The following is a 26,323-nucleotide window of genomic DNA, read 5'->3' as shown; positions in this document are numbered from 1 at the left end:
CCGCTACCAACGCTGGTGAACATGCGGCGCAATCAGGCGCTCGTAGATTTCCCGTGTGGCCGCCATCACTTCATTTGAAATCGGTGCCAGGCTTGCCGCGGCTGCGTTTGCTTTTGCCTGCTCGGCATTGCGTGCGCCGGGGATGACAACCGTGACGGCGTCGCTCATCAGGATCCAGCGAAGCGCGAAGGCAGCCATGGATGCGTCGGCGGGAACCAGCTTGCGTATTTCCTCGACCGCCTGCAGCCCCACCTCGAGCGGAACGCCGGCAAAGGTTTCGCCGACATCGAATGCCTCCCCGTGGCGGTTGAAGTTGCGATGGTCATCTTTGGCGAATTTCGTCTCCCGGGAGATTTTGCCCGAGAGAAGCCCGCTTGCCAGCGGTACGCGGGCGATAACGGCGACGTTTTTCCGGCGCGCCTCCTGGAAGAATAGATGATCAGGCCGCTGCCGGAAGATGTTGTAGATGATCTGAATGCTCACAACGCCGGGAAATTCGATGGCCTTCAGCGCCTCCTCGACCTTTTCGACACTGACGCCATAGCCCATGATCTTGCCGGCTTTCTGGAGCTCGTTCAGGCCCTCGAAAACCTCCGGGCGATAGAGAACCTCCGTCGGCGGGCAGTGAAGCTGCACGAGATCGAGGCTGTCGACGCGGAGATTCTTGAGGCTGCGATCAATGAAGCCTTCCAGGTTGGCCTTTGTATAGCCATCGGCGACATGCGGGTTTAGACGTCGGCCAACCTTTGTCGCGACCATCGGACGCAAACCGTCCCTGCTGGCAAGCACGTCGGCGATGATTTTTTCCGAGCGGCCGTCACCGTAGACATCCGCCGTGTCGATGAAGGTCATGCCGGCATCCAGCGCGGCATTGAGCGCTTGGCGACCGTCCGACTCGCTGACGTCGCCCCAGGAGCCGCCGATCTGCCATGCACCGAAGCCGATATTGGTAACGGTGTGGGGCAGGTGGCCGAAAGAGTGCTGTTTCATGGAAATCCTCCGCACGTGATCAAATGCCTCGGCACTAACAGTCAGCCGGACACGGGGCAAGCTCTTGCGTCGGAGATAGGGCGCGATGTTGCGCGCGTCGCGTTACTGCCTGGTAAAGCTGACGCGGACTCTGGCAACCGGAAAGGCGAACTTGGTCACCCAGGCGGTATTCAGCAGGGTGCCGTCCGGTTGCAGGCGCAAGGTGTCGTGAAAGCGCACGATGTTTCGCTTTGGCCCCGGAGCCAAATCAACCAGATAGCTGTAGCGAGCAACGTCTCCGTCTATTTTGACCATGGCTTGCCCGACAACATCCTCGCGGATCCCGATGTATCGATCAGGCGCGATTTTGGTAAAGCGCCAAGTCTTCCGATCACGTTCCCCGTCTGCATAGTGGAAATCTTCGCGGAGCGTCAGCATCATGCCGTCCCAACGGCCAGTCAGCCCAACCTTGAAGCTTCGGTCTACGCCATTGATTGCTTGGAAACGCCCGACCGCGTTGCTGTGTCCACTGAAGAATTCCTCGAGTCGGAGCTCGCGCGCCGCGGTGGGAAGCGCCGACACGAGAGCCGTGGCAAGCACGCTGACAAAAAGCAGTCGATGGCGCATGGGGTCTTTCCTGGCTTCACTTGGATCATGACTATGAATGGCTTACGCTCGACCGATAGGGCCGGATCAGGCCGGGAGGAATATCAGATGGAAATCAAGCCCTGTGGCTCACGGCCGTCAATGAAGGCACCAGCGGAATACTTCACTGGTTCGGTTCGTCACGACCCGCTGATCGAAACTCCCGAGCCTGCAAGGGTGAGGGTGGCGAGCGTAACGTTCGAGCCAGCCGCGCGCACCGCTTGGCACACTCATCCGCTGGGTCAGACACTGATCATCACGGCGGGTAAAGGCTTGGTCCAGAGCTGGGGCGAGCCGGTTCGGGAGGTTTGCCCAGGCGACACCATATGGTTCGCGCCCGGCGAAAAGCATTGGCACGGCGCAGGACCGGACACTGCAATGACGCATATCGCGATCCACGAGGCGTTGGACGGCAAGGTTGCCGACTGGTTGGAGCAGGTCAGCGACGAGCAATATGCCGGACAGACCTGATGCGGCTCAATTCAATGCTGGCGGAAAAACGTGAAATGCGAGCCGCCGCGTCAGAAACTTGAACGGCCGATTCATCGGCTGAATTTGATCCTGCACAAACAATTCGCGGGCTGTCACGGTTTTGTCTCCAAACCAGCTTGACACTCAAATGCGAACCCCTTAGTTAGCCGCTCATCGAAGCGGCACGCTGCTTTGACAAGGATGCGTAAGCCTCCGGATCGCTTGAAATGAATGCGGGTGTAGCTCAGTTGGTTAGAGTGCCGGCCTGTCACGCCGGAGGTCGCGGGTTCGAGCCCCGTCACTCGCGCCATTTCAATGCAGGTGCTGAAAAGCATCGTCCGGGTATCGTGTCTATAGTGCGCGGGTGTAGCTCAGTCGGTTAGAGTGCCGGCCTGTCACGCCGGAGGTCGCGGGTTCGAGCCCCGTCACTCGCGCCATTTCGACGCCGAGCGTCGAGATCATCTCCTGCACTATCCCCCGTGATTGTTCCTTGCGCTACCGCGCTGGCGACTTGCTCCTAGCTTAGAGTGTCTCGTTGGCCTTGCTCTGCGCCTTCAATGAGCCATGCAATATCCGGGGGGCTGTCATGCAGCTGAATCAACTTCTGCGAATTTGTCGCGACATCATTGCATCTGCTTGATAATGTCGCACATCGACAGCTCGAATTGACCCTCTAAAAGTCTTGCGCCGTGGCTCCGGCTGCGATAACCACGGCTTGTTGCAACGCACGTTCGCTTGCCGGGCAAATGCCCATTCGCGCCTCTCGGCGCAGCCGGCAAGCAGGGATGAACCTGATGACTGGACTGCTCAGTTCCTATATTCCGATCGCCATTTTCATTGCTATCGCCCTTGTAATCGGCCTGTCGCTTTTGATCGCGCCTTTCGCCGTTGCCTACAAGGCGCCTGATTCGGAAAAGCTTTCGGCCTTCGAATGCGGCTTCAACGCATTCGACGACGCTCGCATGAAGTTCGATATCCGCTTCTATCTGGTGTCGATTCTCTTCATCATCTTCGACCTGGAAGTCGCCTTCCTCTTTCCGTGGGCCGTTTCGTTCGGCGCGATCGGCTGGTTCGGCTTCTGGTCCATGATGGTCTTCCTTGGTGTTTTGACCATCGGCTTTATTTATGAATGGAAAAAGGGAGCCCTGGAATGGGAGTAGCCCCAAGCGACAAGGCGCTCGTCGCTCCGCACCCGAAAGGCGTTATCGACCCCGCAACGGGCAAGCCGATCGGGAACGACAGTGCCTTCTTCGGTGAAATTAACGATGAATTGGCCGACAAGGGCTTCCTCGTCACCTCGACCCGCGATCTGATTACCTGGGCGCGCACGGGGTCGCTGATGTGGATGCAGTTCGGATTGGCTTGCTGCGCCGTTGAGGGCCTGATGCAGGTTTCCGGTCCGCGCTACGACATGGAGCGCTTCGGTGTTGCTCCGCGCGCATCGCCGCGCCAGTCAGACGTCATGATCGTGGCTGGCACGCTGACCAACAAGATGGCGCCTGCGCTCCGCAAGGTCTACGACCAGATGCCCGAGCCGCGCTACGTCATCTCGATGGGATCCTGCGCAAACGGCGGCGGCTACTATCACTATTCCTATTCGGTCGTGCGTGGTTGCGACCGTGTCGTTCCTGTCGATATCTACGTGCCGGGCTGTCCCCCCACGGCAGAAGCACTGCTCTATGGGGTGCTGCTTTTGCAGAAGAAGATCCGTCGAACCGGAACGATCGAGCGCTAAGGGCGGAGGACTGTCATGACTGAAGCCTTGAGCGAACTGTCGTCTTATCTCCGCGAGGTGCGCGGCGATCTATTTCTCGATGCATTCATCAGCCACGATGAGCTGAATGTGCTTGCAACGCCGGAAACGATTCTGGCGCTGCTGGCGTTCCTGCGCGACGATGCTCGCTGCGGCTTCATCAGCATGATCGATATTTGCGGTGTTGACTGGCCGCAGCGCGAAAAGCGCTTTGACGTCGTCTACCACCTGCTATCGCCGAAGCAGAACCTGCGCGTCCGGATCAAGGTTGCCGTGGCGGACGGCGACGCGGTTCCCTCAGCGACATCGGTCTACAAGGGTGCCGAGTGGTTCGAGCGTGAAGCCTGGGACATGTATGGCATTCCGTTCTCCGGTCATGCCGACCTTCGCCGTATCCTCACGGATTATGGTTTTGAAGGTCATCCGCTCCGCAAGGATTTCCCGACGACCGGTTACGTCGAGGTGCGCTATGACGATGCGGCAAAGCGCGTGGTCTACGAGCCCGTCGAACTGAAGCAGGAATTCCGCAATTTCGACTTCATGTCTCCCTGGGAAGGCACCGACTACGTGCTGCCGGGAGACGAGAAGGCGGCGACGTAAGATGAAGCCCAGATACTTGAAGCCTCTCCGTTCGTCGTCTCATGCCAATTGCCAGCGCGGAGCGCGTCGCTATGACTGAACATAACGTTCGCAACTTTACGATCAATTTCGGACCGGAGCACCCGTCCGCGCACGGTGTTCTGCGTCTCGTGCTTGAACTCGATGGTGAAATCATCGAGCGCGTCGATCCGCACATCGGCCTTCTGCACCGCGGCACCGAAAAGCTGATCGAGACCAAGACGTACCTGCAGGCGGTTCCTTATTTTGATCGCCTCGACTACGTCGCGCCGATGAATCAGGAACATGCATTCGCGCTCGCCGTCGAAAAGATGCTGAAGCTCGAAATCCCGATTCGCGGTCAGCTGATCCGTGTTCTCTATTCGGAAATCGGACGTATCCTGTCGCACATTATGAACGTGACGACGCAGGCAATGGACGTCGGTGCAATGACGCCGCCGGTCTGGGGCTTCGAAGAGCGCGAAAAGCTGATGATTTTTTACGAGCGCGCTTGCGGCGCCCGTATGCACTCGGCCTACTTCCGTCCGGGCGGCGTCCATCAGGATATTCCGCCGGAGCTGGTCGAGGATATCGGCAAGTGGTGCGATCCATTCCTGAAGATCCTCGATGATATCGAAGGGCTTCTGACCGACAACCGTATTTTCAAGCAGCGTAACGTCGATATCGGCGTCGTCTCGCTGGAGGACGCATGGTCGTGGGGCTTCTCGGGCGTAATGGTTCGCGGTTCGGGCGCTGCGTGGGATCTGCGTCGTTCGCAGCCCTACGAATGCTACAACGATATGGAATTCGACATTCCGATCGGAAAGAACGGCGACTGCTACGATCGCTACCTGATCCGCATGATCGAGATGCGCCAGTCGGTGCGCATCATGAAGCAATGCGTCGAACGCCTTATGGGTAGCGCCAAGACCGGTCCTGTCTCGTCGATCGACGGCAAGGTCGTGCCTCCGAAGCGCGGCGAGATGAAGCGGTCGATGGAAGCGCTGATCCACCACTTCAAGCTTTATACCGAAGGTTATCACGTACCCGCAGGCGAGGTATATGCAGCCGTCGAAGCGCCGAAGGGCGAGTTCGGCGTCTACGTCGTCGCAGATGGCAGCAACAAGCCGTACCGCTGCAAGATCCGTGCGCCGGGCTATGCGCATCTCCAGGCAATGGATTTCCTGTGCAAGGGCCATATGCTTGCAGACGTGACGGCCGTTCTCGGTTCGCTCGACATCGTGTTCGGCGAGGTTGACCGCTGATGCGTTTGCTGCCGCTCGCCACCATTGTCTTGCTTTCGGCTTCCGGTGTTTTCGCACAGGAGGCCGGGGGGCTTGGTCCCAAGCTGGGCCAGGACGAGGTGACACCGCCAGCGGCGAGGTCTTCCATGGGCGATCTCTTGTCCAAGGGATATGAAATCAAGGCTGCCATTCCAAACGGCGGCAAGTTCGTTGTGTTTTTGCAAAAAGACCAGTCGGCCTACGCTTGCGATATGAAGTCACTGACTGCATCGCAGTGTGGCGCCCTAAACTGACAAGGCGTGAGGAAGAATGTCCGTTCGTCGATTAGCCGAAGATCAATTCCAGCCTGCCGGTTTCGCCTTCAATGGCGAGAACGAGGCCTGGGCGTACAAGACGATCCAGAAATATCCCGCAGGCCGTCAGCAATCAGCGGTTATCCCGCTGTTGATGCGCGCACAGGAGCAGGACGGCTGGGTCACGCGTGCTGCGATCGAAAAGGTCGCCGACATGCTTGAGATGGCCTACATCCGCGTTCTCGAGGTTGCGACCTTTTATACGCAGTTCCAGTTGGGACCGGTCGGTACACGCGCGCATATCCAGGTCTGCGGCACCACGCCCTGCATGCTGCGCGGTTCGGAAGGCCTGATGTCGGTCTGCAAGAGCAAGATCCATCATCATCCGTTCGAGCGGAATGCTGAAGGCACGCTGTCCTGGGAAGAAGTCGAATGTCTCGGGGCTTGCGTCAACGCACCCATGGTAATGATTGGCAAGGATACCTATGAAGACCTGACGCCTGAGCGTCTGGGCGAGATCATCGACACGTTCGAAGCCGGTAATGGCGCAAGCGTTACGCCCGGCCCACAGATCGATCGTCACTTCTCGGCACCGGAAGGCGGCTCGACATCGCTTCTCAGCGACGAGCCGAAGACCAAGACGCGCGCCAAGAAGGCAGATGCCGAAGCCGTATCCGCTCCGGCTGCGCCGACGGAAGCAGCTCGGCCCAAGAGCACCGACGCCGAGACCAACCCGGCCTTGAAGACTCCGGTCACGGCGCCGAAGGCTGCCGCGAAGAACGCCAAGGCCGTTGAAGAACAGCCAGGTGTCGCTGCTCCGGTGGAGGCAACAGCAAAGCCGACGCTGACCGACAAGAACCGTCCGGCCGGGATCGAAAAGCCCGCCGCGATCGATGACCTGAAGCTGATCTCGGGCGTCGGTCCGAAGATTGAAGGCACGCTCCACGAACTCGGTATCTTCACCTTCGCGCAGGTCGCGGGCTGGAAGAAAGCCGAGCGCGAATGGGTTGACGGCTACCTGAATTTCAAGGGCCGCATCGAGCGCGATGACTGGATCAAGCAGGCCAAGGCGCTCGCCAAGGGCGGCGAAGCGGAATATATCAAGGTCTTCGGTAAGAAGCCGCGGTAAGAGGTGAAGCATGTTACAAGATAAAGATCGCATCTTTACCAATATCTACGGCCTCAAGGACAAGTCCCTGAAGGGCGCGATGAGCCGCGGCAACTGGGACGGCACCAAGCAGATCCTCGAAAAGGGTCGCGACTGGATCATCAACGAGATGAAGGCTTCCGGCCTTCGCGGCCGCGGCGGCGCAGGCTTCCCGACCGGTCTCAAGTGGTCCTTCATGCCGAAGGAAAGCGACGGACGCCCGCACTACCTCGTCGTCAACGCCGACGAGTCGGAGCCAGGTACCTGCAAAGACCGCGACATCATGCGCCACGATCCGCATACGCTGATCGAAGGCTGCGTGATCGCGAGCTTCGCCATGGGCGCAAATGTGGCCTATATCTACGTCCGCGGCGAATACATCCGTGAGCGTGAGGCCCTCCAGGCGGCAATCGACGAGTGCTACGATTACGGTCTGCTCGGCAAGAACAACAAGCTTGGCTGGGACATGGAAATCTATGTCCACCACGGCGCCGGCGCCTACATCTGCGGTGAAGAAACCGCGCTGCTCGAAAGCCTCGAAGGCAAGAAGGGCCAACCGCGCCTGAAGCCGCCGTTTCCTGCCAATATGGGTCTCTACGGCTGCCCGACGACGGTCAACAACGTCGAATCGATCGCCGTTGCTCCGACGATCCTGCGTCGCGGCGCTGGCTGGTTCTCCTCCATAGGCCGCCCGAACAATGTCGGCACCAAGCTGTTCATGCTGTCGGGCCACGTCAACAAGCCGTGCACCGTCGAAGAGGAAATGGGCATCACTTTCCGTGAGCTCGTCGATCGTCACGCCGGAGGCATCCGCGGCGGCTGGGACAACTTGCTCGCCGTCATTCCGGGCGGTGCGTCGTGCCCGATCGTTCCTGCCAAGGACATCATTGACTGCCCGATGGACTTCGATGGCCTGCGCGCTGTCGGTTCGTCCTTCGGTACCGCGGCTGCGATCGTCATGGACAAGTCCACCGACGTCATCAAGGCGATTGCCCGTATCTCGGCCTTCTTCAAGCACGAGAGCTGCGGCCAGTGCACGCCGTGCCGCGAAGGCACCGGCTGGATGTGGCGCGTGATGGAACGCATGGCCAAGGGCAACGCCCAGAAGCGCGAAATCGACATGCTGTTCCAGGTTACCAAGCAGATCGAAGGCCACACCATCTGTGCGCTTGGCGATGCCGCCGCATGGCCGGTGCAGGGTTTGATCCGTAACTTCCGTCCCGAGATCGAAGCGCGCATCGACCAGTACACGGCCAGCGCGCTCGATCATGGCGCGGTTCTCGAGGCAGCAGAGTAAGGCTTGATGACGAAGACGTCCGACAGCAATGAGAAGGAAGGAGTCGCCGATTTCTCGGCCGACTTCGGCCGTCTTGCTGCCGAGATGATCGAGAACGCCCGCGTCTTGCCATTGCCGCCACTAATGGTCAATCCCGCGGCCGCCATGGCTGCCGCGACAGCGATCGGGTTTGGCTTTTCGACGCAGATGGCCGGCGCGTTCTTCGGAGCCATTCGAGGCGCGATGGAGGCATCCAGCAAGCTGTCAGCAGCGCTCGATGCGACGCCGCCGGAAGAGGGAAAGCCGCAAGTCGAAGTCAAACCTGAAAATATTCGCCCGATACCAGCGACGAGGGTGTCGAGCAGGGTGAAGCTTGCGGTGGTTCCTGCATCAGAGCCGGTTGCGACGGCAAAGTCAGCGCCAAAGGCGAAGTCGGCGGCGCCCGGCAAGAAGGCTGATGACCTGAAGCAACTCTCCGGTATCGGACCGAAGCTGGAGCAGGTGCTGAATGCCAGGGGTATCCGTAGTTTCGCGGACATTGCAGTCTGGTCGAACGAGGATATCGCCCGGATCGACGCGGAACTCGGCTTCGACGGTCGCATCATGCGCGACGGTTGGGTGGCTCAGGCAAAGGCCCTATCGGCAAAGAGCCGGAAGCGGACGTGAATTTTTTGGCCGGATGAATGGGCCGGAGCGAGATTAAGGCGGATCTTCGGGCGGGCAGGGGCCTGACGTTGCAGATGCCGGATACCGGTCCCGGTTTCGGGAGCGGAAACAGAATTGGGACGACACCGGTGCTAGCGGGCAAAATCCGGCCTGGCAGTGGAAGCGTTGCAAACTAGGTTTGTTTGCCGTCATCCGGCGAACGGAAAACAGGACTGAGTGACGATGGTAAAACTGAAGATTGACGGTAACGAGATCGAAGTCCCGGATCATTACACCCTCATTCAGGCGTGTGAGGAAGCCGGCGCTGAAGTTCCGCGCTTCTGCTTCCATGAGCGCCTTTCGGTTGCCGGCAACTGCCGCATGTGCCTCGTTGAGGTGAAGGGTGGCCCGCCGAAGCCGCAGGCATCTTGCGCCATGGGCGTGCGCGACATCCGTGGCGGCCCGAACGGCGAACTGCCCGAGGTCTTTACCAACACGCCGATGGTCAAGAAGGCCCGCGAAGGCGTGATGGAGTTCCTGCTGATCAACCATCCGCTGGATTGCCCGATCTGCGACCAGGGTGGCGAATGCGATCTGCAGGATCAGGCGATGGCTTTCGGCATCGACAGCTCGCGCTATCAGGAAGACAAGCGCGCCGTCGAAGACAAGTACATCGGCCCGCTCGTCAAGACGGTCATGAACCGTTGTATCCACTGCACGCGCTGCGTTCGCTTTACGACCGAAGTCGCCGGCATCGCCGAGCTTGGTCTGATCGGTCGCGGCGAAGATGCGGAAATCACCACTTACCTCGAGCAGGCGATGACCTCCGAGCTGCAGGGTAACGTCGTTGATCTTTGCCCGGTCGGTGCGCTCACCTCCAAGCCTTTTGCCTTCACGGCGCGTCCGTGGGAGCTGAACAAGACCGAATCGATCGACGTCATGGACGCGCTTGGTTCTGCGATCCGTGTCGATACGCGTGGCCGCGAAGTGATGCGCGTCCTGCCGCGTGTCAACGACCAGATCAACGAAGAATGGATTTCCGACAAGAGCCGCTTCATCTGGGACGGCCTGAAGACGCAGCGCCTCGACAAGCCGTATGTCCGCAAGGACGGCCGCCTGCAGCCTGCCACTTGGGGTGAAGCGTTCGGCGTGATCAAGGCTGCGGTTTCGACCACGACCGGCGAGAAGATCGGCGCGATTGCTGGCGACCTCGCCTCGGTCGAAGAAATGTACGCGCTTTCCGAACTTGTGAAGTCGCTCGGTTCAGAGAACCTCGACTGTCGTCAGGATGGCACGGCACTCGATCCGTCGCTCGGTCGTGCAAGCTACGTCTTCAACCCGACGATCGAGGGCATCGAGCAGGCGGACGCGCTGCTCATCATCGGTGCCAACCCGCGCTTCGAAGCGGCCGTTCTCAACGCGCGTATCCGCAAGCGCTGGCGTCGCGGGAACTTCCCGATCGGTGTGATCGGCGAAGCTGGCGAACTGCGCTATGACTATGAATACCTCGGCGCCGGCCCAGATACATTGAAGGAACTCGTCGACGGCAACCACGCCTTCGCCAAGGTTCTGGCTGATGCCAAGAAGCCACTTATCATCATAGGCCAGGGTGCGCTCGCACGCACCGACGGCTCAGGCGTTCTTGCAAGCGCGGCCAAGCTCGTGGGCAATGTCGGTGCTATTGTCGAAGGCTGGAACGGCTTTGCTGTCCTGCACACGGCCGCATCGCGCGTCGGCGGCCTCGACCTCGGCTTCGTCCCTGGTGCCAAGGGCGTCAATGCGGCTGAAATGCTGACCGCGATGGATGTGCTCTTCTTGCTCGGCGCGGACGAACTGAACTTCGCAGCCAAGAAGGCCAAGCTCACGGTCTACATTGGCTCGCACGGCGATGAAGGCGCGCAGAACGCCGACGTCATCCTGCCAGCGGCTGCCTACACCGAAAAGTCCGGTATCTGGGTCAACACCGAGGGTCGCGTCCAGATGGGCAACCGCGCCGGCTTCGCACCGGGCGATGCCCGCGAAGACTGGGCGATCATTCGTGCGCTCTCCGACGTGCTCGGCAAGAAGCTCCCGTTTGATTCGCTGAGCCAGTTGCGCACTAAGCTGTATGCAGCTTTCCCGCATTTCGCGGCACTCGATGAGATCGCCGAAAGCGACAGCGCCAAAATTGCCGCAGTTGCGAAAAAAGCCGGCAAGATGAACAAATCCGGGTTTGCGTCGCCTGTGAAAGACTTCTATTTGACGAACCCAATCGCACGCGCCTCTGCCGTCATGGCTGAGTGCTCGGCATTGGCCCGCAACAACTTCAAAGTCGCGGCAGAGTAAGGGCAGGGGACTATGGAATCATTTTTCTCAACATACGTCTGGCCGGGCCTGATCATGGTCGGTCAGTCGCTTCTTGTCCTCGTCTGCCTGCTCGTGTTCATCGCCTACATTCTGTTGGCTGACCGCAAGATCTGGGCAGCCGTCCAGCTGCGCCGTGGTCCGAATGTGGTGGGTCCGTTCGGTCTTTTCCAGTCCTTCGCCGACCTTTTGAAGTTTGTCTTCAAGGAACCCATTATTCCGGCCGGCGCCGACAAGGCAGTCTTCCTTCTGGCGCCGCTGGTGACCGTGCTTCTGGCGCTTGCCACCTGGGCCGTCGTGCCGTTTGCCGATGGCTGGGTCATCGCGAACATCAATGTCGGTATCCTCTACATCTTCGCGATCTCGTCGCTCGAAGTCTATGGCGTCATTATGGGGGGCTGGGCTTCGAACTCGAAGTACCCCTTCCTGGGCGCGCTTCGCTCCGCGGCACAGATGGTGTCCTACGAAGTCTCGATCGGTTTCGTCATTGTCACTGTCTTGCTCTGCGTAGGTTCGCTGAACCTGACCGATATCGTTCACGCTCAGCAGAGCGGCATCGGAACCCGCATCGGCCTGCCGTCATCCTTTCTGGATTGGCATTGGCTGGCTCTGTTCCCGATGTTCATCATCTTCTTCATTTCGGCGCTTGCTGAAACGAACCGTCCGCCCTTCGATCTTCCGGAAGCGGAATCGGAACTCGTTGCCGGCTTCATGGTCGAATATGGCTCCGCGCTCTACATGATGTTCATGCTCGGCGAATACGCAGCCATCGTGCTGATGTGCTCGCTGACGACGATCCTGTTCCTTGGAGGCTGGCTGCCGCCGGTTGACGTCTGGTTCCTGAACTGGGTTCCCGGCATCATCTGGTTCATGCTGAAGTCGTGCCTGGTGTTCTTCATGTTCGCGATGGTCAAGGCATTCGTCCCGCGCTACCGCTATGACCAGCTGATGCGCCTCGGCTGGAAGGTCTTCCTTCCTCTGTCGCTGGCCATGGTCGTCATTGTTGCATTCGTGCTGAAACTGATGGGTTCGTGATCATGCCTGCTCTCGTTTCATGCAATTTTGGAGATTGAAGATGGCAGGCTTGTCCAACGCTGTCAGTTCGTTGTTCCTCATGGAATTCATCAGCGCGTTCTGGTTGACCTTCCGCTACATTTTCAAGCAGAAGGCGACGATCAACTACCCGTTTGAAAAGGGACCGGTCAGCCCGCGCTTCCGTGGCGAGCACGCATTGCGCCGTTATCCCAACGGTGAAGAGCGCTGCATCGCCTGCAAGCTCTGCGAAGCAATCTGTCCTGCCCAGGCGATCACCATCGAAGCCGGCCCGCGCCGCAACGATGGAACGCGTCGGACGGTACGTTATGACATCGACATGGTGAAGTGCATCTACTGCGGTTTCTGCCAGGAGGCATGCCCGGTCGATGCGATCGTCGAAGGTCCGAATTTCGAATTTGCAACGGAAACCCGCGAAGAACTTTACTTCGACAAGGCGCGACTTCTGGAGAACGGCGACCGATGGGAGCGTGAAATCGCGCGCAACATCGCGCTGGATGCTCCTTACCGCTGATCGCAATTGAAATGCCGGAAGAGGCTGCGTAGCGCGCGTCTTCCGGTCAACATGCACCGAGGCTTTGCCTGGATATGTCCACGCAATGCTTCATCGGGCAGGGATACTCCCGGCTGCCCGGGGGAAGATGAAAAAGGCACCAACATGGGTCTGCAGGCTCTATTTTTCTATCTTTTCGCCTTTATCGCGATAGCGTCGGCGTTCATGGTCATCTGGTCGAAGAACCCGGTTCATTCGGTTCTCTTCCTGATCCTGGTTTTCTTCAACGCGGCAGGCCTGTTCCTGCTGCTCGGCGCCGAATTTCTGGCGATGATCCTGCTTGTCGTTTATGTGGGCGCCGTGGCCGTTCTCTTCCTCTTCGTGGTGATGATGCTCGACATCGACTTCACGGAGTTGCGCGCCGGCGTTCTCGAATATGCGCCGATCGGCGCATTGATCGGGGTGATCCTCGCCGCGGAACTCATCGTTGTGGTCGGCGGTACGGTGATCTCCCCTGAAATCGCCAAGTCGGTCGCAATGCCGATCCCGGCAGTCACGGAGCGAACCAACACGGCGGCACTCGGCGACGTGCTCTACACCAACTACGTCTACTTCTTTGAAATTGCCGGCTTGGTGCTGCTGGTGGCGATGATCGGAGCAATCGTGCTTACGCTCAAGCATCGCACGCACATCAAGCGGCAGAACATTGCCAATCAGGTTGCCCGCAATCCGAAGACCGCCGTTGAGGTGGTCAAGGTGACGCCGGGGCAGGGCCTTTGAGGCAGGCGCGAGCTTAAGGAAAAACACAATGGTCATCGGACTTTCCCATTACCTGACGGTCAGCGCCATCCTCTTCACGCTCGGCGTCTTCGGCATCTTCCTTAATCGGAAGAACATCATCGTTATCCTGATGTCGATCGAGCTCATTCTGCTCGCGGTCAACATCAACATGGTCGCCTTCTCGTCGTTCCTGAACGACATCGTCGGCCAGGTCTTTGCATTGTTCATTCTGACCGTCGCTGCTGCTGAAGCGGCTATCGGTCTCGCAATTCTCGTCGTCTTCTACCGCAACCGCGGCTCCATCGCGGTGGAAGACGTCAATATGATGAAGGGCTGAGGGCTCATGTTTTTATATAAGGCTATCGTCTTTCTTCCGCTGATCGGCGCGATCATTGCCGGTCTTTTCGGCCGCGCGATCGGCTCCAAGGCATCGGAATTCGTTACAACAGGCTTGATGATCATCGCCGCGGTCCTGTCCTGGTACGTTTTTATTACCGTCGGCATGGGGCACGTCGAGGGAGGCCCGATCAAGGTCGAAGTGCTGCGCTGGATCCAGTCCGGGGGCATCGACGTCTCCTGGTCGCTGCGCATCGATACGCTGACCTCCGTCATGCTGATCGTCGTCAACACGGTCTCGACGCTGGTTCACGTCTATTCGATCGGGTACATGCATCACGACCCGCATCGCCCGCGCTTCTTTGCCTATTTGTCGCTCTTCACCTTCGCCATGCTGATGCTGGTGACATCCGACAACCTTGCCCAGATGTTCTTCGGCTGGGAAGGCGTGGGTCTGGCGTCCTATCTGCTCATCGGCTTCTGGTTCAAGAAGCCGTCTGCAAACGCTGCGGCCATGAAGGCCTTCATTGTCAACCGCGTCGGCGACTTCGGCTTCATCCTCGGCATTGCGAGCCTCTTTGTTCTGTTCGGTGCCATCAATCTCGACACCATCTTCGCCAACGCTGCGAGCTTCGCTCCGGCCGAAGGTGGCGGTGAGGGCGGCGAGATTGTTCTCAACCTGTTCGGCATGCACCTCGACAAGGCTCACGCGCTGACGGGCGCCTGCCTGCTGCTCTTCATGGGCGCGATGGGCAAGTCGGCGCAGTTCCTGCTGCACACCTGGCTTCCGGACGCCATGGAAGGCCCGACACCCGTTTCGGCGCTCATCCATGCCGCAACCATGGTTACCGCCGGCGTCTTCCTCGTCGCCCGCATGTCGCCGCTGTTCGAACTGTCGCCTGATGCCCTGACCGTGGTGACGATCATCGGGGCGATCACCGCCTTCTTCGCGGCGACCGTCGGCCTCGTGCAGAATGACATCAAGCGCGTGATCGCCTATTCGACCTGTTCGCAGCTTGGCTACATGTTCGTGGCCCTTGGCGTCGGCGCTTATGGCGCAGCCATCTTCCACCTGTTCACGCACGCCTTCTTCAAAGCGCTTCTGTTCCTTTGCGCCGGCTCGGTCATCCACGCCGTCGATGGTGAACAGGACATGCGTCACATGGGCGGTCTGCGTCCGCACATCAAAGTCACGTTCTACATGATGCTGATCGGCACGCTGGCGATCACGGGCGTCGGTATTCCCTTTACCCCGATCGGCTTTGCCGGCTTCTTCTCGAAGGACGTCATCATCGAGGCTACGTACGCATCGCATTCGCCGGTTGCCGGCTTTGCCTTTGCGATGCTGGTCATTGCCGCCCTGTTCACGAGCTTCTACTCGTGGCGCCTGATGTTCATGACCTTTTTCAACAAGCCGCGCGCGTCGCATGAGGTCATGCATCACGTCCATGAATCTCCGCAGGTCATGCTCGTGCCGCTCTACATTCTTGCTCTTGGTGCAGTCTTCGCCGGATGGTTGTTCGAAGGCCGCTTTTACGGCGAGGAGTACGCCGAGTTCTGGAAGGGCGCGCTTTTCACCTCCGAGCACAACGAATTGCTGGAGCATTTCCATCACGTTCCGGCTTGGGTTGCGCTCAGCCCGTTCATCGCGATGGTCGTCGGCTTCGTCATTGCTTGGTACATGTACATCAAGTCGCCATCGACACCGGCGGTGCTCGCACGGCAACATCGCGTGCTCTACCAGTTCCTCCTGAACAAGTGGTACTTCGACGAGCTCTACGACTTTCTCTTCGTCCGCTCGGCTAAGGCGCTCGGTCGCTTCCTGTGGCAGAAGGGCGATATCGGCGTCATCGACACCTATGGCCCGAACGGCATCGCCGCCCGCGTCGTCGATGTCACCAATCGCGTGGTGCGCCTGCAGACCGGTTACGTCTATCATTACGCGTTCGCGATGCTGATCGGTGTCGCAGCGCTTGTTACCTGGATGATGCTCGGGAGTGCCCTGTGATGACCGATTGGCCTATTCTTTCCACGGTCACCTTCCTGCCGTTCGTCGGCGTGGTGCTCCTTCTGCTGATGAATGAAAACGGCCCGAACGGCCGTCGCAACGTGCTCAACATCACCTTGCTGACGACCGTGGTGACGTTCGCTCTCTCGCTGCTCATCTGGATCGGTTTCGACAACGCGAACCCGGGCTTCCAGATGGTCGAGAAGCACGGTTGGCTTGGCACGGGCATCAGCTATCACCTTGGTATCGACGGCATCTCGATGCTGTTCGTTATTCTGTCCACCTTCCTCATGCCCTTCTGCATCCTGGCCAGCTGGTTCACGATCGAGAAGAGGCTGAAGGAATACATGATCGCCTTCCTGGTGCTGGAAGTGATGATGGTCGGCGTCTTCGTGTCGCTCGACATCGTCCTCTTCTATGTGTTCTTCGAAGCCGGCCTTATCCCGATGTTCCTGATCATCGGCATCTGGGGCGGCAAGGATCGCGTCTACGCCAGCTACAAGTTCTTCCTGTATACTCTGCTCGGCTCGGTTCTGATGCTGCTCGCCATCATGGCGATGTACTGGCAGGCCGGCACGACGGATATTCAGGCGCTGCTAGCCTTCAATTTCCCGCCCCACATGCAGACGTGGCTGTGGCTGGCGTTCTTCGCTTCGTTCGCGGTCAAGATGCCGATGTGGCCGGTGCATACGTGGCTTCCCGACGCGCACGTTCAGGCGCCGACTGCAGGCTCCGTCATCCTCGCCGGCGTCATGCTGAAGCTCGGTGGCTACGGCCTGATCCGGTTCTCGATCGGCATGTTCCCCGTTGCGTCCGAATTCTTCGCGCCTCTCGTCTTCGCGCTGTCGGTCATAGCCATCATCTACACCTCCTTGGTGGCGCTGATGCAGGACGACATCAAGAAACTGATCGCTTATTCCTCCGTCGCCCACATGGGTTACGTGACGATGGGTATCTTCGCGGCCAACGCTCAGGGTCTTCAGGGCTCAATCTTCCAGATGCTGTCGCACGGCATCGTCTCGGGCGCGCTCTTCCTGTGCGTCGGCGTCGTCTACGATCGCACGCATACTCGTGAAATCGCGGCGTATGGCGGTCTCGTCAACAACATGCCGAAATACGCGGTCGCGATGATGGTCTTCACGATGGCTAACGTCGGCCTTCCCGGCACGTCGGGCTTTGTCGGCGAATTCCTGACACTGATCGGTGTCTTCCGCGTCAACAGCTGGGTTGCACTATTCGCCGCGACGGGCGTGATCCTGTCGGCTGCCTACGCGCTCTGGCTCTATCGCCGGGTAATCTTCGGCGCGCTGGAAAAGGAGAAGCTCAAGGCTCTCCTCGACCTGACGCCACGCGAACAATTGATCCTCTATCCGATGATCGCACTGACAATCTTCTTCGGCGTCTATCCGGCTCCTGTTTTCGACGTGACCGCTGCGTCCGTTGACCAGCTGGTTCATAGCTATTCGGCCGCAGTCCAGGCAGCGCATGATGTTGCGCTGTCGATGAAATGATGACGGGACTTGGGACATGACCTCTGAAACACTTCTCGCAAGCCTTCATCTTTCCATTCCGGAGCTGATCCTCGCGGTCGGTGCTCTGGTGCTGCTGATGATCGGCGTCTTCTCTGGTGAACGCTCCGGCCGCATGGTCAGCATTCTGGCGCTGATCGTGCTGGCGGCCGCGGCGCTCTGGCTCATCTTCGTGCCGAGCGAGGGGCTCGCCTATGGTGGTGTCTTCCTGTCGGACGGCTTCGGCCGCTTCATGAAGGTCACGGCATTGATAGGCTCCATCGTGGCGCTGTTCATGTCGCTCGGCCTTGCCAAGGAGAACCAGCTCGACAAGTTCGAGTTCCCGGTCCTGCTCGTGCTCTGCACGCTCGGCATCCTGTTGATGATCTCGGCAAACGACCTGATTTCGCTCTATCTCGGCCTCGAGCTGCAATCGCTTGCCATCTACGTGATTGCCGCGATCAACCGCGACAGCGTCAAGTCGACGGAAGCGGGCCTCAAGTACTTCGTGCTAGGCGCGCTGTCCTCGGGGATGCTGCTCTACGGCATGTCGCTTGTCTACGGCTTCACTGGCCACACGCAGTTTGCGGCCATCGCCGAGGCTTTGACGGTCGATGGTGCTCGGTCGCTCGGCCTGATCTTCGGTCTGGTCTTCATCCTGGCCGGCATTGCCTTCAAGATTTCGGCGGTTCCGTTTCATATGTGGACGCCCGACGTCTATGAGGGTGCCCCCACGCCGGTGACCGCGTTCCTGGCAAGCGCCCCGAAGATCGCCGCGATGGCGATGATGACGCGCATCGTCATCACGGCCTTCCAACCGGTCCTGGCCGATTGGCAACAGGTCGTCGTGTTCATCTCGATCGCCTCGATGCTGCTCGGTTCCTTCGCTGCAATCGGACAGAAGAACATCAAGCGACTGATGGCCTATTCCTCGATCGGTCACATGGGCTATGCGCTGGTCGGCCTTGCCGCTGGTTCGCAGACAGGCGTTTCGGGTGTGATGCTCTACATGGTCATCTATATGGTCATGACGCTCGGCAGCTTTGCGATCATCATGTCGATGCGCCGCAAGGACGGCACTGTCGTTGAGAATGTTGCTGATCTGGCGGGTCTTTCGACCACCAATCCCTTCATGGCGACGGTTCTGACCATCCTGATGTTCTCGCTCGCCGGTATTCCACCACTCGCCGGCTTCTTCGCGAAATACTTCGTGTTCGTGGCCGCAATCGAAGCCAAGCTCTATGCGCTCGCTGTGATTGGCGTGCTCGCTTCAGTCGTCGGTGCGTACTACTATCTGCGCGTCATCAAGCTGATGTGGTTCGATGAAGCCACCGGCGAATTCGCGCGGGTGTCCGGCTCTCTGCGTCTGGTCTTCGGTGTTTCCGGCCTCTTCGTTCTGGCCTATGTGCTCATTGGCGGTCCGATCGGTGGTGCAGCCGAGCTTGCTGCTGCGACGCTCTTCTGATGAGCTTCGACGCACGGCGCCGGATGTCGCTCGACGATTTCCGGCACGAGGCTCTGTCGGAGACGTCATCGACCAATAGCGAATGCCTTGCCCGCGCTCGGGCAGGGGACCGCGGCCTTCTCTGGATCACCGCGGAAAAGCAGACCGGTGGCCGCGGTCGTCGCGGACGCCCGTGGGTATCCGAGCGGGGTAATCTCTATGCTTCCCTTCTCCTGATCGATCCGGCACCGATGGAGCGCCTCGGTTCATTACCGCTGGCGATCGCCGTGGCCGTCCATCAGGCGGTGCGCGCGGTCCTTCCCGTCTCCGCCGAGCCGCTTGAAGTGAAATGGCCGAACGACATCCTGATTGGACGCAAGAAGACCTGCGGCATTCTCGTCGAAGGCGAGACCTTGCCCGATGGGCGGCATGCGCTGGTCATCGGCATCGGCATCAACGTGTCCGTGATGCCGGACAATCCTCTGTACCCCGTGACATGTATCCGCGAGCAGGGGAGCGCCGCGTCCCCCGAGGAACTCTTCGCGCATCTCTTCGCCGCCATGGCGGAGGTGTTGAGCGCGTGGGATCGCGGCCGCGGTATTCGCGCGATCACCGCGCGTTGGCGGCAGCTTGCCTGCGGCATCGGTGAAAAGATAACCGTGAACCTGCCGGACCGGTCGATTTCCGGCCACTTCAACGGAATTGATGATAATGGCCTGTTGATGCTCGATACTGGGGCAGGCAGGATGATGACGATTGCCGCCGGCGACGTCTTCTTTGGATGATTGGAAAAACAAGCAATATGGCGAAGCAGGACGAACTGGTATTTCTGCCTTTGGGCGGCGTCGGCGAGATCGGTATGAATCTCGCCCTGTATGGCTATGGCCCGTCCGAGCATCGCCAGTGGATCATGGTCGACTGCGGCGTCACGTTTCCCGGCCCGGATTTGCCGGGCGTCGATTTGGTGTTGCCTGACATCCGGTTCCTTGCCAAGCAGCGCAAGAGCCTGAAGGCGATCATCATTACCCATGCGCACGAGGATCACTACGGTGCGCTGGCCGACCTCTGGCCGGGGCTGAACGTGCCGGTGTACGCATCGAACTTCACGGCGGGGTTGCTGGAGGCCAAGCGGAGTTACGAGAAGTCCACCATAGGCGAGATCCCGATTACGCCGTTTACGGCGGGCGATACGATCAACGTTGGTCCCTTCAGTATCGAGGGCGTGGGTGTCAATCACTCCATTCCCGAACCGATGTCGCTGATGATCCGCACACCCGCAGGCAATGTCATTCATACCGGCGACTGGAAGATCGACCATGAACCGTCGCTTGGCCCGCTGACCGACGAGACGCGCTTCCGCCAACTCGGCGATGAAGGCGTGCTGGCGCTGATGTGCGACTCGACGAATGCGCTTCGGGACGGAGTTTCGCCCTCCGAGAAAGACGTCTCCGAGAGCTTGCGCAAGATCATCGAAAACGCCGTAGGGCGTGTCGCGATCACCACCTTCTCTTCGAATGTCGGCCGGATCAGAACCATTGCCGAAGCAGCGGAGGCCGCTGGCCGCGAGGTGTTGCTGCTCGGCAGCTCGCTCAAGCGGGTCGTGGACGTCTCGCGCGATGTCGGCCTGATGGAAGGCGTGAAGCCATTCATTTCCGAGGAAGACTACGGCTATATTCCGCGTGACAAGGTCGTGGTCATCCTGACGGGTAGCCAGGGCGAGTCCCGCGCGGCGCTTGCCAAGCTTTCTCGCGACGAGATGCGCAACGTGGCGCTGGCGGCCGGTGACATAGTGGTCTTCTCGTCTCGTGCCATTCCGGGCAATGAGAAGGCCATCCAGGATATCAAGAACGGCCTCGTCGAGCAGGGCGTTCATGTCATTACCGACAACGAAGCACTGGTTCACGTCTCCGGGCACCCACGCCGAAACGAGCTACAGAAGATGTACCAATGGACCCGCCCAAAGGTGGTTGTTCCGGTTCACGGTGAGCCGACACACCTGACGGCGCACAAGGAGCTTGCCGAGCAGTCCGGCATCTCCATAGTGCCGCGTGTCCGCAATGGCGACGTTCTGCGCCTCGCGCCCGGTCCTGTCGAGGTGATCGATGAGGCACCACATGGCCGCATTTACAAAGACGGTATTCTCATCGGTGATTTCGATGAGATGGGCATCGGCGAGCGCAAGAAGCTTTCCTACGTCGGTCACGTGGCTTTCAACTTCGTGATAGACGGTCGCTATGACATGGTTGGCGAACCTGACCTCGTCGCGATCGGCCTTCCACAGTACGACGATGAAGGCGATGACATGGAGGACGCGCTCTTCGAGGCTGCGGTCGGCGCTATCGAAAGCATTCCCCGCGCTCGCCGCAAGGATCTGGATCTTTTGCAGGAATCCGCCCGCCGAGCCATACGCTCTGCTGCGAACCAGATATGGGGAAAGAAGCCGATCGTTACCGTGTTCGTCACCAAGGTCTGACCTATGCTCGGCCGTGTCAACCACATCGCGATCGCCGTTCCGGATCTCGCGGCGGCCGTGACGGCGTATCGCGACACGCTCGGAGCAAGCGTGTCTGCGCCGCAAGTGCTATCGGAACACGGCGTCACCGTTGTTTTCGTCGAACTGCCGAATACCAAGTTGGAGCTGCTAGAGCCGCTCGGTCCAGACTCCCCGATCGCTGCTTTTCTGCAAAAGAATCCGTCCGGCGGCATGCATCATATTTGCTACGAAGTGTCTGATATCCTTGCCGCTCGCGAGCATCTCATCCAGGCGGGGGCGAGGGTACTTGGTAGTCCCGATCCAAAGATCGGCGCCCATGGAAAACCAGTGCTCTTCCTGCATCCGAAGGATTTTTTCGGGACCTTGATCGAGATCGAGCAAGTCTGACTGCGTCAGAGTGACCCGCTACCATCAAAAAATAAGAAAGCCGTGGAAGGCGCTTTGAGTTGACTGCCGTTCGGCTCTATAAGCACACCCAGTGCGATTTTCATACAAGCGGTCAGCGGGACGTTCGATGCTACAGTTGTTTCTCCAGGGCTTCGCCGTTTATTTCATCGTATGGTGGATCACCCTCTTTGCGGTCCTGCCGATCGGCCTTCGCACCCAGGCGGAAGACAATGACATCGTGCTTGGCACGGTTCACAGCGCGCCGTCCCGCTTTCGTCCGCTCTTCGTCTTCTCGCTGACGACCATCATATCGGCTGTCATCTATGGCGCCTGGTACATTTCTTCGAACTACTTCGGATGGGGTTTCGACGCCTTGCCGCAGATCGGCCCCAGCTTCAAGAACTGATTGGAGCTTTTGCTCAAGCTTTGGGCATGTGTCGCCACCTCTTGTCACACGCCTGTCATGCAATTGCTGCATTGAGCTGACGTAGCGTTATGCATAAGCAACGTTGCGTAAGGACGGGCTTTTCCCGCAGATGTTGGGAAGCAAAAAAGCAAAAAAAACAAGGCTAAAAGCCTTGTTTTAAGTATCGCGTGATCCTTATCCGTTACCGGGGCTGCGACAAGCGCGCCTAAGATCTGATCCTCCCAAGACTTGACCGCGAATTCGGCAGGGATTTACCTCCCTGCCTGTTTTGTGGGCTCAAGCTAGCTCAAAGATTGGGCTTTGTCATCAGCTTTTTTGCATTTTTACTACACCCTAGCGTTTTTTTTCTGTTGATAAGGATTTCGCTCAAACCATTATAATTGTGGGGTTTTCTGCGGGCGTTGGTTTCCGCACCGCGAACTTGCTTATACGGGAGGCTGCTCGCGTCTATCGCGGGTTTCTTTCCTTCGGCGAAGCGGCTATGAACGCTCCCAATATTCACGTTTGCCTTCGATTCCGCTTTCCGGCGGCATCTCAACTGCTCTGGAATTTCGCCATGCGTATGTCCCGCTACTTCATGCCCATCCTCAAGGAAAATCCCAAGGAGGCGGAAATCGTCTCTCACCGGTTGATGCTGCGTGCCGGCATGATCCGGCAGCAGTCGCAGGGTATCTATTCCTGGCTGCCGCTTGGCAAGCGGGTGCTCGACAAGGTCAACAACATCATCCGCGAGGAACAGAACCGCTCGGGCGCCATCGAGCTTTCGATGCCGACCCTTCAGTCCGCTGAGCTCTGGCAGGAGAGCGGTCGTTACGATGCCTACGGCAAGGAAATGCTGCGCATCAAGGACCGGCAGGAACGCCCGATGCTGTACGGACCGACCAACGAGGAAATGGTGACGGATATCTTCCGCTCCTACGTCAAGTCCTACAAGGACCTGCCGCTCAACCTCTATCATATTCAGCTGAAGTTCCGGGACGAGATCCGTCCGCGATTTGGAACGATGCGGTCGCGCGAGTTCATGATGAAGGATGCCTATTCCTTCGATTTGACAAGGGAAGGCGCCGAGCATTCCTACAAGAAGATGTTCGCAGCCTATCTTCGCACCTTCGATCGCCTCGGGTTGCGCGCTATTCCCATGCGTGCCGATACCGGCCCGATCGGCGGTGATCTCAGTCACGAATTCATCATTCTCGCCGACACCGGAGAGTCCGAAGTCTACAGCCACAAGGATTTCGTCAACTTCGATATTCCCGGAGTCGACACCGATTTCGACGACGTCGCTGGCCTGAATGCTATTTTCGAAAAGTGGACGTCCGTCTATGCGGCCACGTCGGAGATGCACGATGAAGAAGCATTCAACGCGATTCCGCAGAGCGAGCGCCTTTCCGCGCGCGGCATCGAGGTCGGGCACATATTCTATTTCGGCACCAAGTATTCCGAACCGATGGGTGCGAAGGTGCAGGGCCCGGACGGCAAGGAACACAACGTTCACATGGGTTCCTACGGTATCGGGCCGACACGCCTTGTTCCCGCCATCATCGAAGCATCGCATGACGAGAATGGAATCATCTGGCCGGAGTCGGTGGCGCCGTTCGATGCGATTGTTATCAATATGAAAGCCGGCGACGGCGCCTGCGATACGGCTTGCGAGAGCATCTATGCTGCACTCACGAAGGGCGGCAAGGACGTTCTCTATGACGACACGGACGATCGTGCCGGCACGAAGTTTGCGACCGCCGACCTCATCGGCGTTCCCGTCCAGATCATTGCCGGTCCGCGCGCGGTCGCGAACGGCGAGGTGGAAGTCAAGGACCGAAAGACCGGCGCTCGCGAAACGATGACCATCGACGCGGTGATCAACAAGCTCTTGGGCTAAAGGAAGCAGGAGGCGAAATGGCAGACGCAGCGGTGAGCCAGCGGGGTTCCTTATCCGGCTTGGCTCCGGCCAGCCGGCCATTTTCAGCCTTCGAGCGGCTTGTGGCGTGGCGCTATTTGCGCGCGCGCCGCAAGGAGGCGTTTATCTCTGTCATTGCCGGCTTCTCCTTCATCGGTATCATGCTTGGCGTTGCAACGCTCATCATCGTCATGGCGGTCATGAACGGCTTTCGTACAGAGCTGATTTCCCGGATTCTCGGCATCAACGGTCACATGATCGTACAGCCGATCGATGGACCCTTTACAGACTATGCGGCGCTCACCGACAGGCTCGCCGCGGTGCCTGGCGTAAAGCTCGCGCTTCCCCTCGTGGAGGGGCAGACACTTGCCTCTGGACAGGGCGGCGCTGGAACAGGCGCACTGGTCCGCGGCATTCGGCCCGAGGATCTGCCGAAGGTGAAGACCGTATCGGATAACATCAAGTCGGGCGATATGGTCGGTTTCGCGGCCGGGCAGGGCGTTCTTATCGGCTCCCGAATGGCTGACCAGCTCGGGCTTCAGGCAGGCGACAACATCACGTTGATATCACCGGAAGGTGACGTGACCCCGATGGGCATCAATCCTCGTGTGAAATCCTACAGGGTCTCGGGCATCTTCGAGATCGGCATGTCGGAGTATGATGCGACGATCATCTACATGCCGCTCGAGGAGGCGCAGCTCTATTTCAATGCCGAGGGCCTCGTTCAGTCCATAGAGCTCTTCGTTGACAATCCAGACGACATCGATGCCATGCGGCCTAAGATCGAGGCGGCTGCGGGGCGCCAGATTGCCATCAGCGACTGGCGGCAACGCAACCAGACCTTCTTCTCGGCCCTGCAGGTCGAGCGCAATGTCATGTTCATGATCCTGACGCTGATCGTCCTGGTGGCTGCGCTCAACATCATTTCCGGCCTCATCATGCTGGTGAAGGACAAGGGAAGCGATATCGCCATTCTGCGGACAATGGGGGCAAGTTCCGGTGCCATCATGCGCATCTTCTTCATGACCGGTGCCGCAATCGGCATCGTCGGTACGCTGGCCGGCGTCCTGCTCGGCGTTATCGTCTGCGTGAACATCGAGAAGATCCGCGAGTTCTTCTCCTGGGTGTCCGGAACGGTTCTCTTCGACCCGCAGCTCTATTTCCTCAGCCAGTTGCCCGCGGAGATGAACCTCAACGAGACGATCTCGGTCGTGGTCATGGCGCTGACACTCTCCTTCATCGCAACGATCTTCCCGGCATGGCGTGCCTCCAGGCTCGACCCCGTGCAGGCCCTGCGCTACGAATAAGGAATGCTCATTTCATGAAGCGGAATACCGTTCTCAAGCTTTCCGGCGTCGAGCGCTACTATGGGCAGGGCGAGACGCTGCTCTCGATCCTCAAGGGTGCCGATTTCACGCTGAACAGCGGCGAGATCGTCGCACTCGTCGCTCCGTCGGGCACCGGCAAGTCGACTTTGCTGCACGTTGCGGGCTTGCTGGAGCATCCAGACGGCGGTGAAGTGACGATCAACGGCCTTCCCTGCGACGGACTGCCCGACGACAAGCGCACGGCGATCCGCCGCAGCGAGATCGGCTTCGTCTATCAGTTCCATCATCTACTGCCGGAGTTCTCGGCCATCGAGAACATCATGATGCCGCAGATGATTGCCGGCCTGCCGCGCAAGGATGCCAGGGAACGCGCAGCGCAACTGCTCGACTACATGCGCATCGGCCATCGCGGATCCCACCGTCCGGGGGAGCTCTCCGGTGGAGAGCAGCAGCGCGTGGCGATCGCGCGCGCGGTCGCCAACGCGCCGAGCCTGCTTCTCGCCGACGAACCGACGGGAAATCTCGATCCGGAAACGGCGAGCTACGTCTTCGACGCCCTTGAAGCCCTGGTGCGCCAATCGGGCCTTGCAGCCCTGATCGCGACGCACAATCATCAGCTTGCCGGTCGCATGGACCGTCGCGTGACAATCACCGATGGAAAGATCGTGGATTTCTGAGGGCCTTCGCCTGCTCCCAGCGATCGCGAGCAATGCTGGAATTCTCCGAACCGACAGCGATCGATTCCGTCGGTGGTGCTTGCGCTGGCCTCACCCGCGACAATAGTC

General features: G+C 59.2%; 26 protein-coding genes and 2 tRNA genes. 26 read left to right on the top strand and 2 right to left on the bottom strand.

The window, feature by feature from the left end:
* Nucleotides 1–3: 3 nt before the first annotated feature.
* Both ASC90_RS07700 and ASC90_RS07695 read right to left on the bottom strand, forming a co-directional pair.
* On the bottom strand, nucleotides 4–990 hold the full coding sequence (locus tag ASC90_RS07700) for an aldo/keto reductase (RefSeq protein WP_056537794.1): 987 nt from the start codon (nucleotides 988–990) through the stop codon (nucleotides 4–6).
* 102 nt (nucleotides 991–1,092) lie between these two features.
* Nucleotides 1,093–1,596, bottom strand: a complete 504-nt coding sequence (locus tag ASC90_RS07695) for a DUF3833 family protein (RefSeq protein ID WP_056537791.1) — start codon at nucleotides 1,594–1,596, stop codon at nucleotides 1,093–1,095.
* Between the two features lie 87 nt (nucleotides 1,597–1,683).
* Between ASC90_RS07695 and ASC90_RS07690 the strand changes: the two genes are divergently transcribed.
* From ASC90_RS07690 to ASC90_RS07565, 26 genes are all read left to right on the top strand, one after another.
* A complete protein-coding gene (locus ASC90_RS07690) occupies nucleotides 1,684–2,085 on the top strand; it encodes a cupin domain-containing protein (protein ID WP_056537788.1) in 402 nt (133 codons plus the stop codon).
* A gap of 233 nt (nucleotides 2,086–2,318) precedes the next feature.
* Nucleotides 2,319–2,395 (top strand) — tRNA-Asp (locus ASC90_RS07685).
* Between the two features lie 50 nt (nucleotides 2,396–2,445).
* Nucleotides 2,446–2,522: transfer RNA gene (locus tag ASC90_RS07680), tRNA-Asp, on the top strand.
* A 357-nt stretch (nucleotides 2,523–2,879) separates the two neighbouring features.
* Nucleotides 2,880–3,245: an NADH-quinone oxidoreductase subunit A gene (locus ASC90_RS07675; RefSeq protein WP_056537832.1), complete on the top strand. Its 366-nt coding sequence runs from the start codon at nucleotides 2,880–2,882 to the stop codon at nucleotides 3,243–3,245.
* Complete coding sequence (locus tag ASC90_RS07670; protein WP_056537784.1) at nucleotides 3,236–3,820, top strand: NADH-quinone oxidoreductase subunit B; 585 nt, start codon at nucleotides 3,236–3,238, stop codon at nucleotides 3,818–3,820. Before ASC90_RS07675 ends, ASC90_RS07670 begins: the two co-directional genes overlap by 10 nt.
* 15 nt (nucleotides 3,821–3,835) lie before the next feature.
* Complete coding sequence (locus tag ASC90_RS07665; protein ID WP_056537781.1) at nucleotides 3,836–4,438, top strand: NADH-quinone oxidoreductase subunit C; 603 nt, start codon at nucleotides 3,836–3,838, stop codon at nucleotides 4,436–4,438.
* Nucleotides 4,439–4,509: 71 nt separating this feature from the next.
* Nucleotides 4,510–5,700 carry an NADH-quinone oxidoreductase subunit D gene (locus tag ASC90_RS07660; protein WP_056537828.1) on the top strand — a complete coding sequence of 397 codons (1,191 nt, stop codon included), beginning with the start codon at nucleotides 4,510–4,512 and terminating at the stop codon, nucleotides 5,698–5,700.
* A complete protein-coding gene (locus ASC90_RS07655) occupies nucleotides 5,700–5,972 on the top strand; it encodes a hypothetical protein (RefSeq protein ID WP_056537778.1) in 273 nt (90 codons plus the stop codon). The genes ASC90_RS07660 and ASC90_RS07655 overlap by 1 nt, the downstream gene beginning before the upstream one ends.
* 16 nt (nucleotides 5,973–5,988) lie before the next feature.
* Complete coding sequence (locus ASC90_RS07650; RefSeq protein ID WP_056537775.1) at nucleotides 5,989–7,101, top strand: NADH-quinone oxidoreductase subunit E; 1,113 nt, start codon at nucleotides 5,989–5,991, stop codon at nucleotides 7,099–7,101.
* A gap of 10 nt (nucleotides 7,102–7,111) precedes the next feature.
* Entirely contained in the window at nucleotides 7,112–8,416 is a 1,305-nt protein-coding gene (gene nuoF, locus ASC90_RS07645) for an NADH-quinone oxidoreductase subunit NuoF (protein WP_056537772.1), read from the top strand.
* A 6-nt stretch (nucleotides 8,417–8,422) separates the two neighbouring features.
* A complete protein-coding gene (locus ASC90_RS07640) occupies nucleotides 8,423–9,061 on the top strand; it encodes a helix-hairpin-helix domain-containing protein (RefSeq protein WP_056537769.1) in 639 nt (212 codons plus the stop codon).
* 222 nt (nucleotides 9,062–9,283) lie between these two features.
* On the top strand, nucleotides 9,284–11,365 hold the full coding sequence (nuoG, locus tag ASC90_RS07635; protein ID WP_056537766.1) for an NADH-quinone oxidoreductase subunit NuoG: 2,082 nt from the start codon (nucleotides 9,284–9,286) through the stop codon (nucleotides 11,363–11,365).
* Nucleotides 11,366–11,377: 12 nt separating this feature from the next.
* A complete protein-coding gene (nuoH, locus tag ASC90_RS07630; RefSeq protein WP_056537763.1) occupies nucleotides 11,378–12,418 on the top strand; it encodes an NADH-quinone oxidoreductase subunit NuoH in 1,041 nt (346 codons plus the stop codon).
* Between the two features lie 40 nt (nucleotides 12,419–12,458).
* On the top strand, nucleotides 12,459–12,950 hold the full coding sequence (gene nuoI, locus ASC90_RS07625; protein ID WP_056537760.1) for an NADH-quinone oxidoreductase subunit NuoI: 492 nt from the start codon (nucleotides 12,459–12,461) through the stop codon (nucleotides 12,948–12,950).
* Between the two features lie 144 nt (nucleotides 12,951–13,094).
* The gene (locus ASC90_RS07620; RefSeq protein WP_056537757.1) at nucleotides 13,095–13,709 is read left to right on the top strand and encodes an NADH-quinone oxidoreductase subunit J; all 615 of its coding nucleotides are present in this window, start codon (nucleotides 13,095–13,097) and stop codon (nucleotides 13,707–13,709) included.
* Between the two features lie 28 nt (nucleotides 13,710–13,737).
* Complete coding sequence (nuoK, locus tag ASC90_RS07615) at nucleotides 13,738–14,046, top strand: NADH-quinone oxidoreductase subunit NuoK (protein ID WP_018900202.1); 309 nt, start codon at nucleotides 13,738–13,740, stop codon at nucleotides 14,044–14,046.
* 6 nt (nucleotides 14,047–14,052) lie between these two features.
* On the top strand, nucleotides 14,053–16,053 hold the full coding sequence (gene nuoL, locus ASC90_RS07610; protein ID WP_056537754.1) for an NADH-quinone oxidoreductase subunit L: 2,001 nt from the start codon (nucleotides 14,053–14,055) through the stop codon (nucleotides 16,051–16,053).
* The gene (locus ASC90_RS07605; RefSeq protein ID WP_056537751.1) at nucleotides 16,053–17,564 is read left to right on the top strand and encodes an NADH-quinone oxidoreductase subunit M; all 1,512 of its coding nucleotides are present in this window, start codon (nucleotides 16,053–16,055) and stop codon (nucleotides 17,562–17,564) included. Before nuoL ends, ASC90_RS07605 begins: the two co-directional genes overlap by 1 nt.
* Nucleotides 17,565–17,580: 16 nt before the next feature.
* Nucleotides 17,581–19,026, top strand: coding sequence for an NADH-quinone oxidoreductase subunit NuoN (nuoN, locus tag ASC90_RS07600; RefSeq protein WP_056537748.1), 1,446 nt, complete (start codon nucleotides 17,581–17,583; stop codon nucleotides 19,024–19,026).
* Nucleotides 19,026–19,790, top strand: coding sequence for a biotin--[acetyl-CoA-carboxylase] ligase (locus ASC90_RS07595; protein ID WP_056537745.1), 765 nt, complete (start codon nucleotides 19,026–19,028; stop codon nucleotides 19,788–19,790). The genes nuoN and ASC90_RS07595 overlap by 1 nt, the downstream gene beginning before the upstream one ends.
* 17 nt (nucleotides 19,791–19,807) lie before the next feature.
* Complete coding sequence (locus ASC90_RS07590; RefSeq protein ID WP_056537742.1) at nucleotides 19,808–21,478, top strand: ribonuclease J; 1,671 nt, start codon at nucleotides 19,808–19,810, stop codon at nucleotides 21,476–21,478.
* 3 nt (nucleotides 21,479–21,481) lie between these two features.
* A complete protein-coding gene (mce, locus tag ASC90_RS07585; RefSeq protein WP_056537739.1) occupies nucleotides 21,482–21,886 on the top strand; it encodes a methylmalonyl-CoA epimerase in 405 nt (134 codons plus the stop codon).
* Between the two features lie 127 nt (nucleotides 21,887–22,013).
* On the top strand, nucleotides 22,014–22,292 hold the full coding sequence (locus ASC90_RS07580) for a DUF1467 family protein (RefSeq protein ID WP_056537736.1): 279 nt from the start codon (nucleotides 22,014–22,016) through the stop codon (nucleotides 22,290–22,292).
* Nucleotides 22,293–22,869: 577 nt separating this feature from the next.
* Nucleotides 22,870–24,192 (top strand): proline--tRNA ligase, encoded by a 1,323-nt coding sequence (gene proS / locus ASC90_RS07575; protein WP_056537825.1) that lies wholly within the window; start codon nucleotides 22,870–22,872, stop codon nucleotides 24,190–24,192.
* Nucleotides 24,193–24,209: 17 nt separating this feature from the next.
* On the top strand, nucleotides 24,210–25,517 hold the full coding sequence (locus ASC90_RS07570) for a lipoprotein-releasing ABC transporter permease subunit (protein WP_056537732.1): 1,308 nt from the start codon (nucleotides 24,210–24,212) through the stop codon (nucleotides 25,515–25,517).
* A 14-nt stretch (nucleotides 25,518–25,531) separates the two neighbouring features.
* Nucleotides 25,532–26,215, top strand: a complete 684-nt coding sequence (locus ASC90_RS07565) for an ABC transporter ATP-binding protein (RefSeq protein WP_056537730.1) — start codon at nucleotides 25,532–25,534, stop codon at nucleotides 26,213–26,215.
* Nucleotides 26,216–26,323: the final 108 nt, after the last annotated feature.

It is taken from the genome of Rhizobium sp. Root1220 (assembly GCF_001426265.1).
Lineage (GTDB): Bacteria > Pseudomonadota > Alphaproteobacteria > Rhizobiales > Rhizobiaceae > Rhizobium.
Note: the sequence above shows the minus strand (reverse complement) of the source record. Positions and strands in the feature narration are given on the sequence as shown.

Excerpts from the sequence above, each read along its gene's own strand:
- mce (WP_056537739.1), top strand. The coding sequence starts at position 21,482 with ATGCTCGGCCGTGTCAACCACATCGCGATCGCCGTTCCGGATCTCGCG.
- proS (WP_056537825.1), top strand. The coding sequence starts at position 22,870 with ATGCGTATGTCCCGCTACTTCATGCCCATCCTCAAGGAAAATCCCAAG.
- ASC90_RS07640 (WP_056537769.1), top strand. The coding sequence starts at position 8,423 with ATGACGAAGACGTCCGACAGCAATGAGAAGGAAGGAGTCGCCGATTTC.
- ASC90_RS07570 (WP_056537732.1), top strand. The coding sequence starts at position 24,210 with ATGGCAGACGCAGCGGTGAGCCAGCGGGGTTCCTTATCCGGCTTGGCT.
- ASC90_RS07590 (WP_056537742.1), top strand. The coding sequence starts at position 19,808 with ATGGCGAAGCAGGACGAACTGGTATTTCTGCCTTTGGGCGGCGTCGGC.
- nuoH (WP_056537763.1), top strand. The coding sequence starts at position 11,378 with ATGGAATCATTTTTCTCAACATACGTCTGGCCGGGCCTGATCATGGTC.
- ASC90_RS07690 (WP_056537788.1), top strand. The coding sequence starts at position 1,684 with ATGGAAATCAAGCCCTGTGGCTCACGGCCGTCAATGAAGGCACCAGCG.
- ASC90_RS07670 (WP_056537784.1), top strand. The coding sequence starts at position 3,236 with ATGGGAGTAGCCCCAAGCGACAAGGCGCTCGTCGCTCCGCACCCGAAA.
- nuoL (WP_056537754.1), top strand. The coding sequence starts at position 14,053 with ATGTTTTTATATAAGGCTATCGTCTTTCTTCCGCTGATCGGCGCGATC.
- ASC90_RS07675 (WP_056537832.1), top strand. The coding sequence starts at position 2,880 with ATGACTGGACTGCTCAGTTCCTATATTCCGATCGCCATTTTCATTGCT.
- ASC90_RS07595 (WP_056537745.1), top strand. The coding sequence starts at position 19,026 with ATGAGCTTCGACGCACGGCGCCGGATGTCGCTCGACGATTTCCGGCAC.
- nuoK (WP_018900202.1), top strand. The coding sequence starts at position 13,738 with ATGGTCATCGGACTTTCCCATTACCTGACGGTCAGCGCCATCCTCTTC.
- ASC90_RS07605 (WP_056537751.1), top strand. The coding sequence starts at position 16,053 with ATGACCGATTGGCCTATTCTTTCCACGGTCACCTTCCTGCCGTTCGTC.
- ASC90_RS07700 (WP_056537794.1), bottom strand. The coding sequence starts at position 990 with ATGAAACAGCACTCTTTCGGCCACCTGCCCCACACCGTTACCAATATC.
- ASC90_RS07665 (WP_056537781.1), top strand. The coding sequence starts at position 3,836 with ATGACTGAAGCCTTGAGCGAACTGTCGTCTTATCTCCGCGAGGTGCGC.
- ASC90_RS07695 (WP_056537791.1), bottom strand. The coding sequence starts at position 1,596 with ATGCGCCATCGACTGCTTTTTGTCAGCGTGCTTGCCACGGCTCTCGTG.
- nuoN (WP_056537748.1), top strand. The coding sequence starts at position 17,581 with ATGACCTCTGAAACACTTCTCGCAAGCCTTCATCTTTCCATTCCGGAG.
- ASC90_RS07655 (WP_056537778.1), top strand. The coding sequence starts at position 5,700 with ATGCGTTTGCTGCCGCTCGCCACCATTGTCTTGCTTTCGGCTTCCGGT.
- ASC90_RS07580 (WP_056537736.1), top strand. The coding sequence starts at position 22,014 with ATGCTACAGTTGTTTCTCCAGGGCTTCGCCGTTTATTTCATCGTATGG.
- ASC90_RS07660 (WP_056537828.1), top strand. The coding sequence starts at position 4,510 with ATGACTGAACATAACGTTCGCAACTTTACGATCAATTTCGGACCGGAG.
- ASC90_RS07620 (WP_056537757.1), top strand. The coding sequence starts at position 13,095 with ATGGGTCTGCAGGCTCTATTTTTCTATCTTTTCGCCTTTATCGCGATA.
- nuoF (WP_056537772.1), top strand. The coding sequence starts at position 7,112 with ATGTTACAAGATAAAGATCGCATCTTTACCAATATCTACGGCCTCAAG.
- ASC90_RS07650 (WP_056537775.1), top strand. The coding sequence starts at position 5,989 with ATGTCCGTTCGTCGATTAGCCGAAGATCAATTCCAGCCTGCCGGTTTC.
- nuoI (WP_056537760.1), top strand. The coding sequence starts at position 12,459 with ATGGCAGGCTTGTCCAACGCTGTCAGTTCGTTGTTCCTCATGGAATTC.
- ASC90_RS07565 (WP_056537730.1), top strand. The coding sequence starts at position 25,532 with ATGAAGCGGAATACCGTTCTCAAGCTTTCCGGCGTCGAGCGCTACTAT.
- nuoG (WP_056537766.1), top strand. The coding sequence starts at position 9,284 with ATGGTAAAACTGAAGATTGACGGTAACGAGATCGAAGTCCCGGATCAT.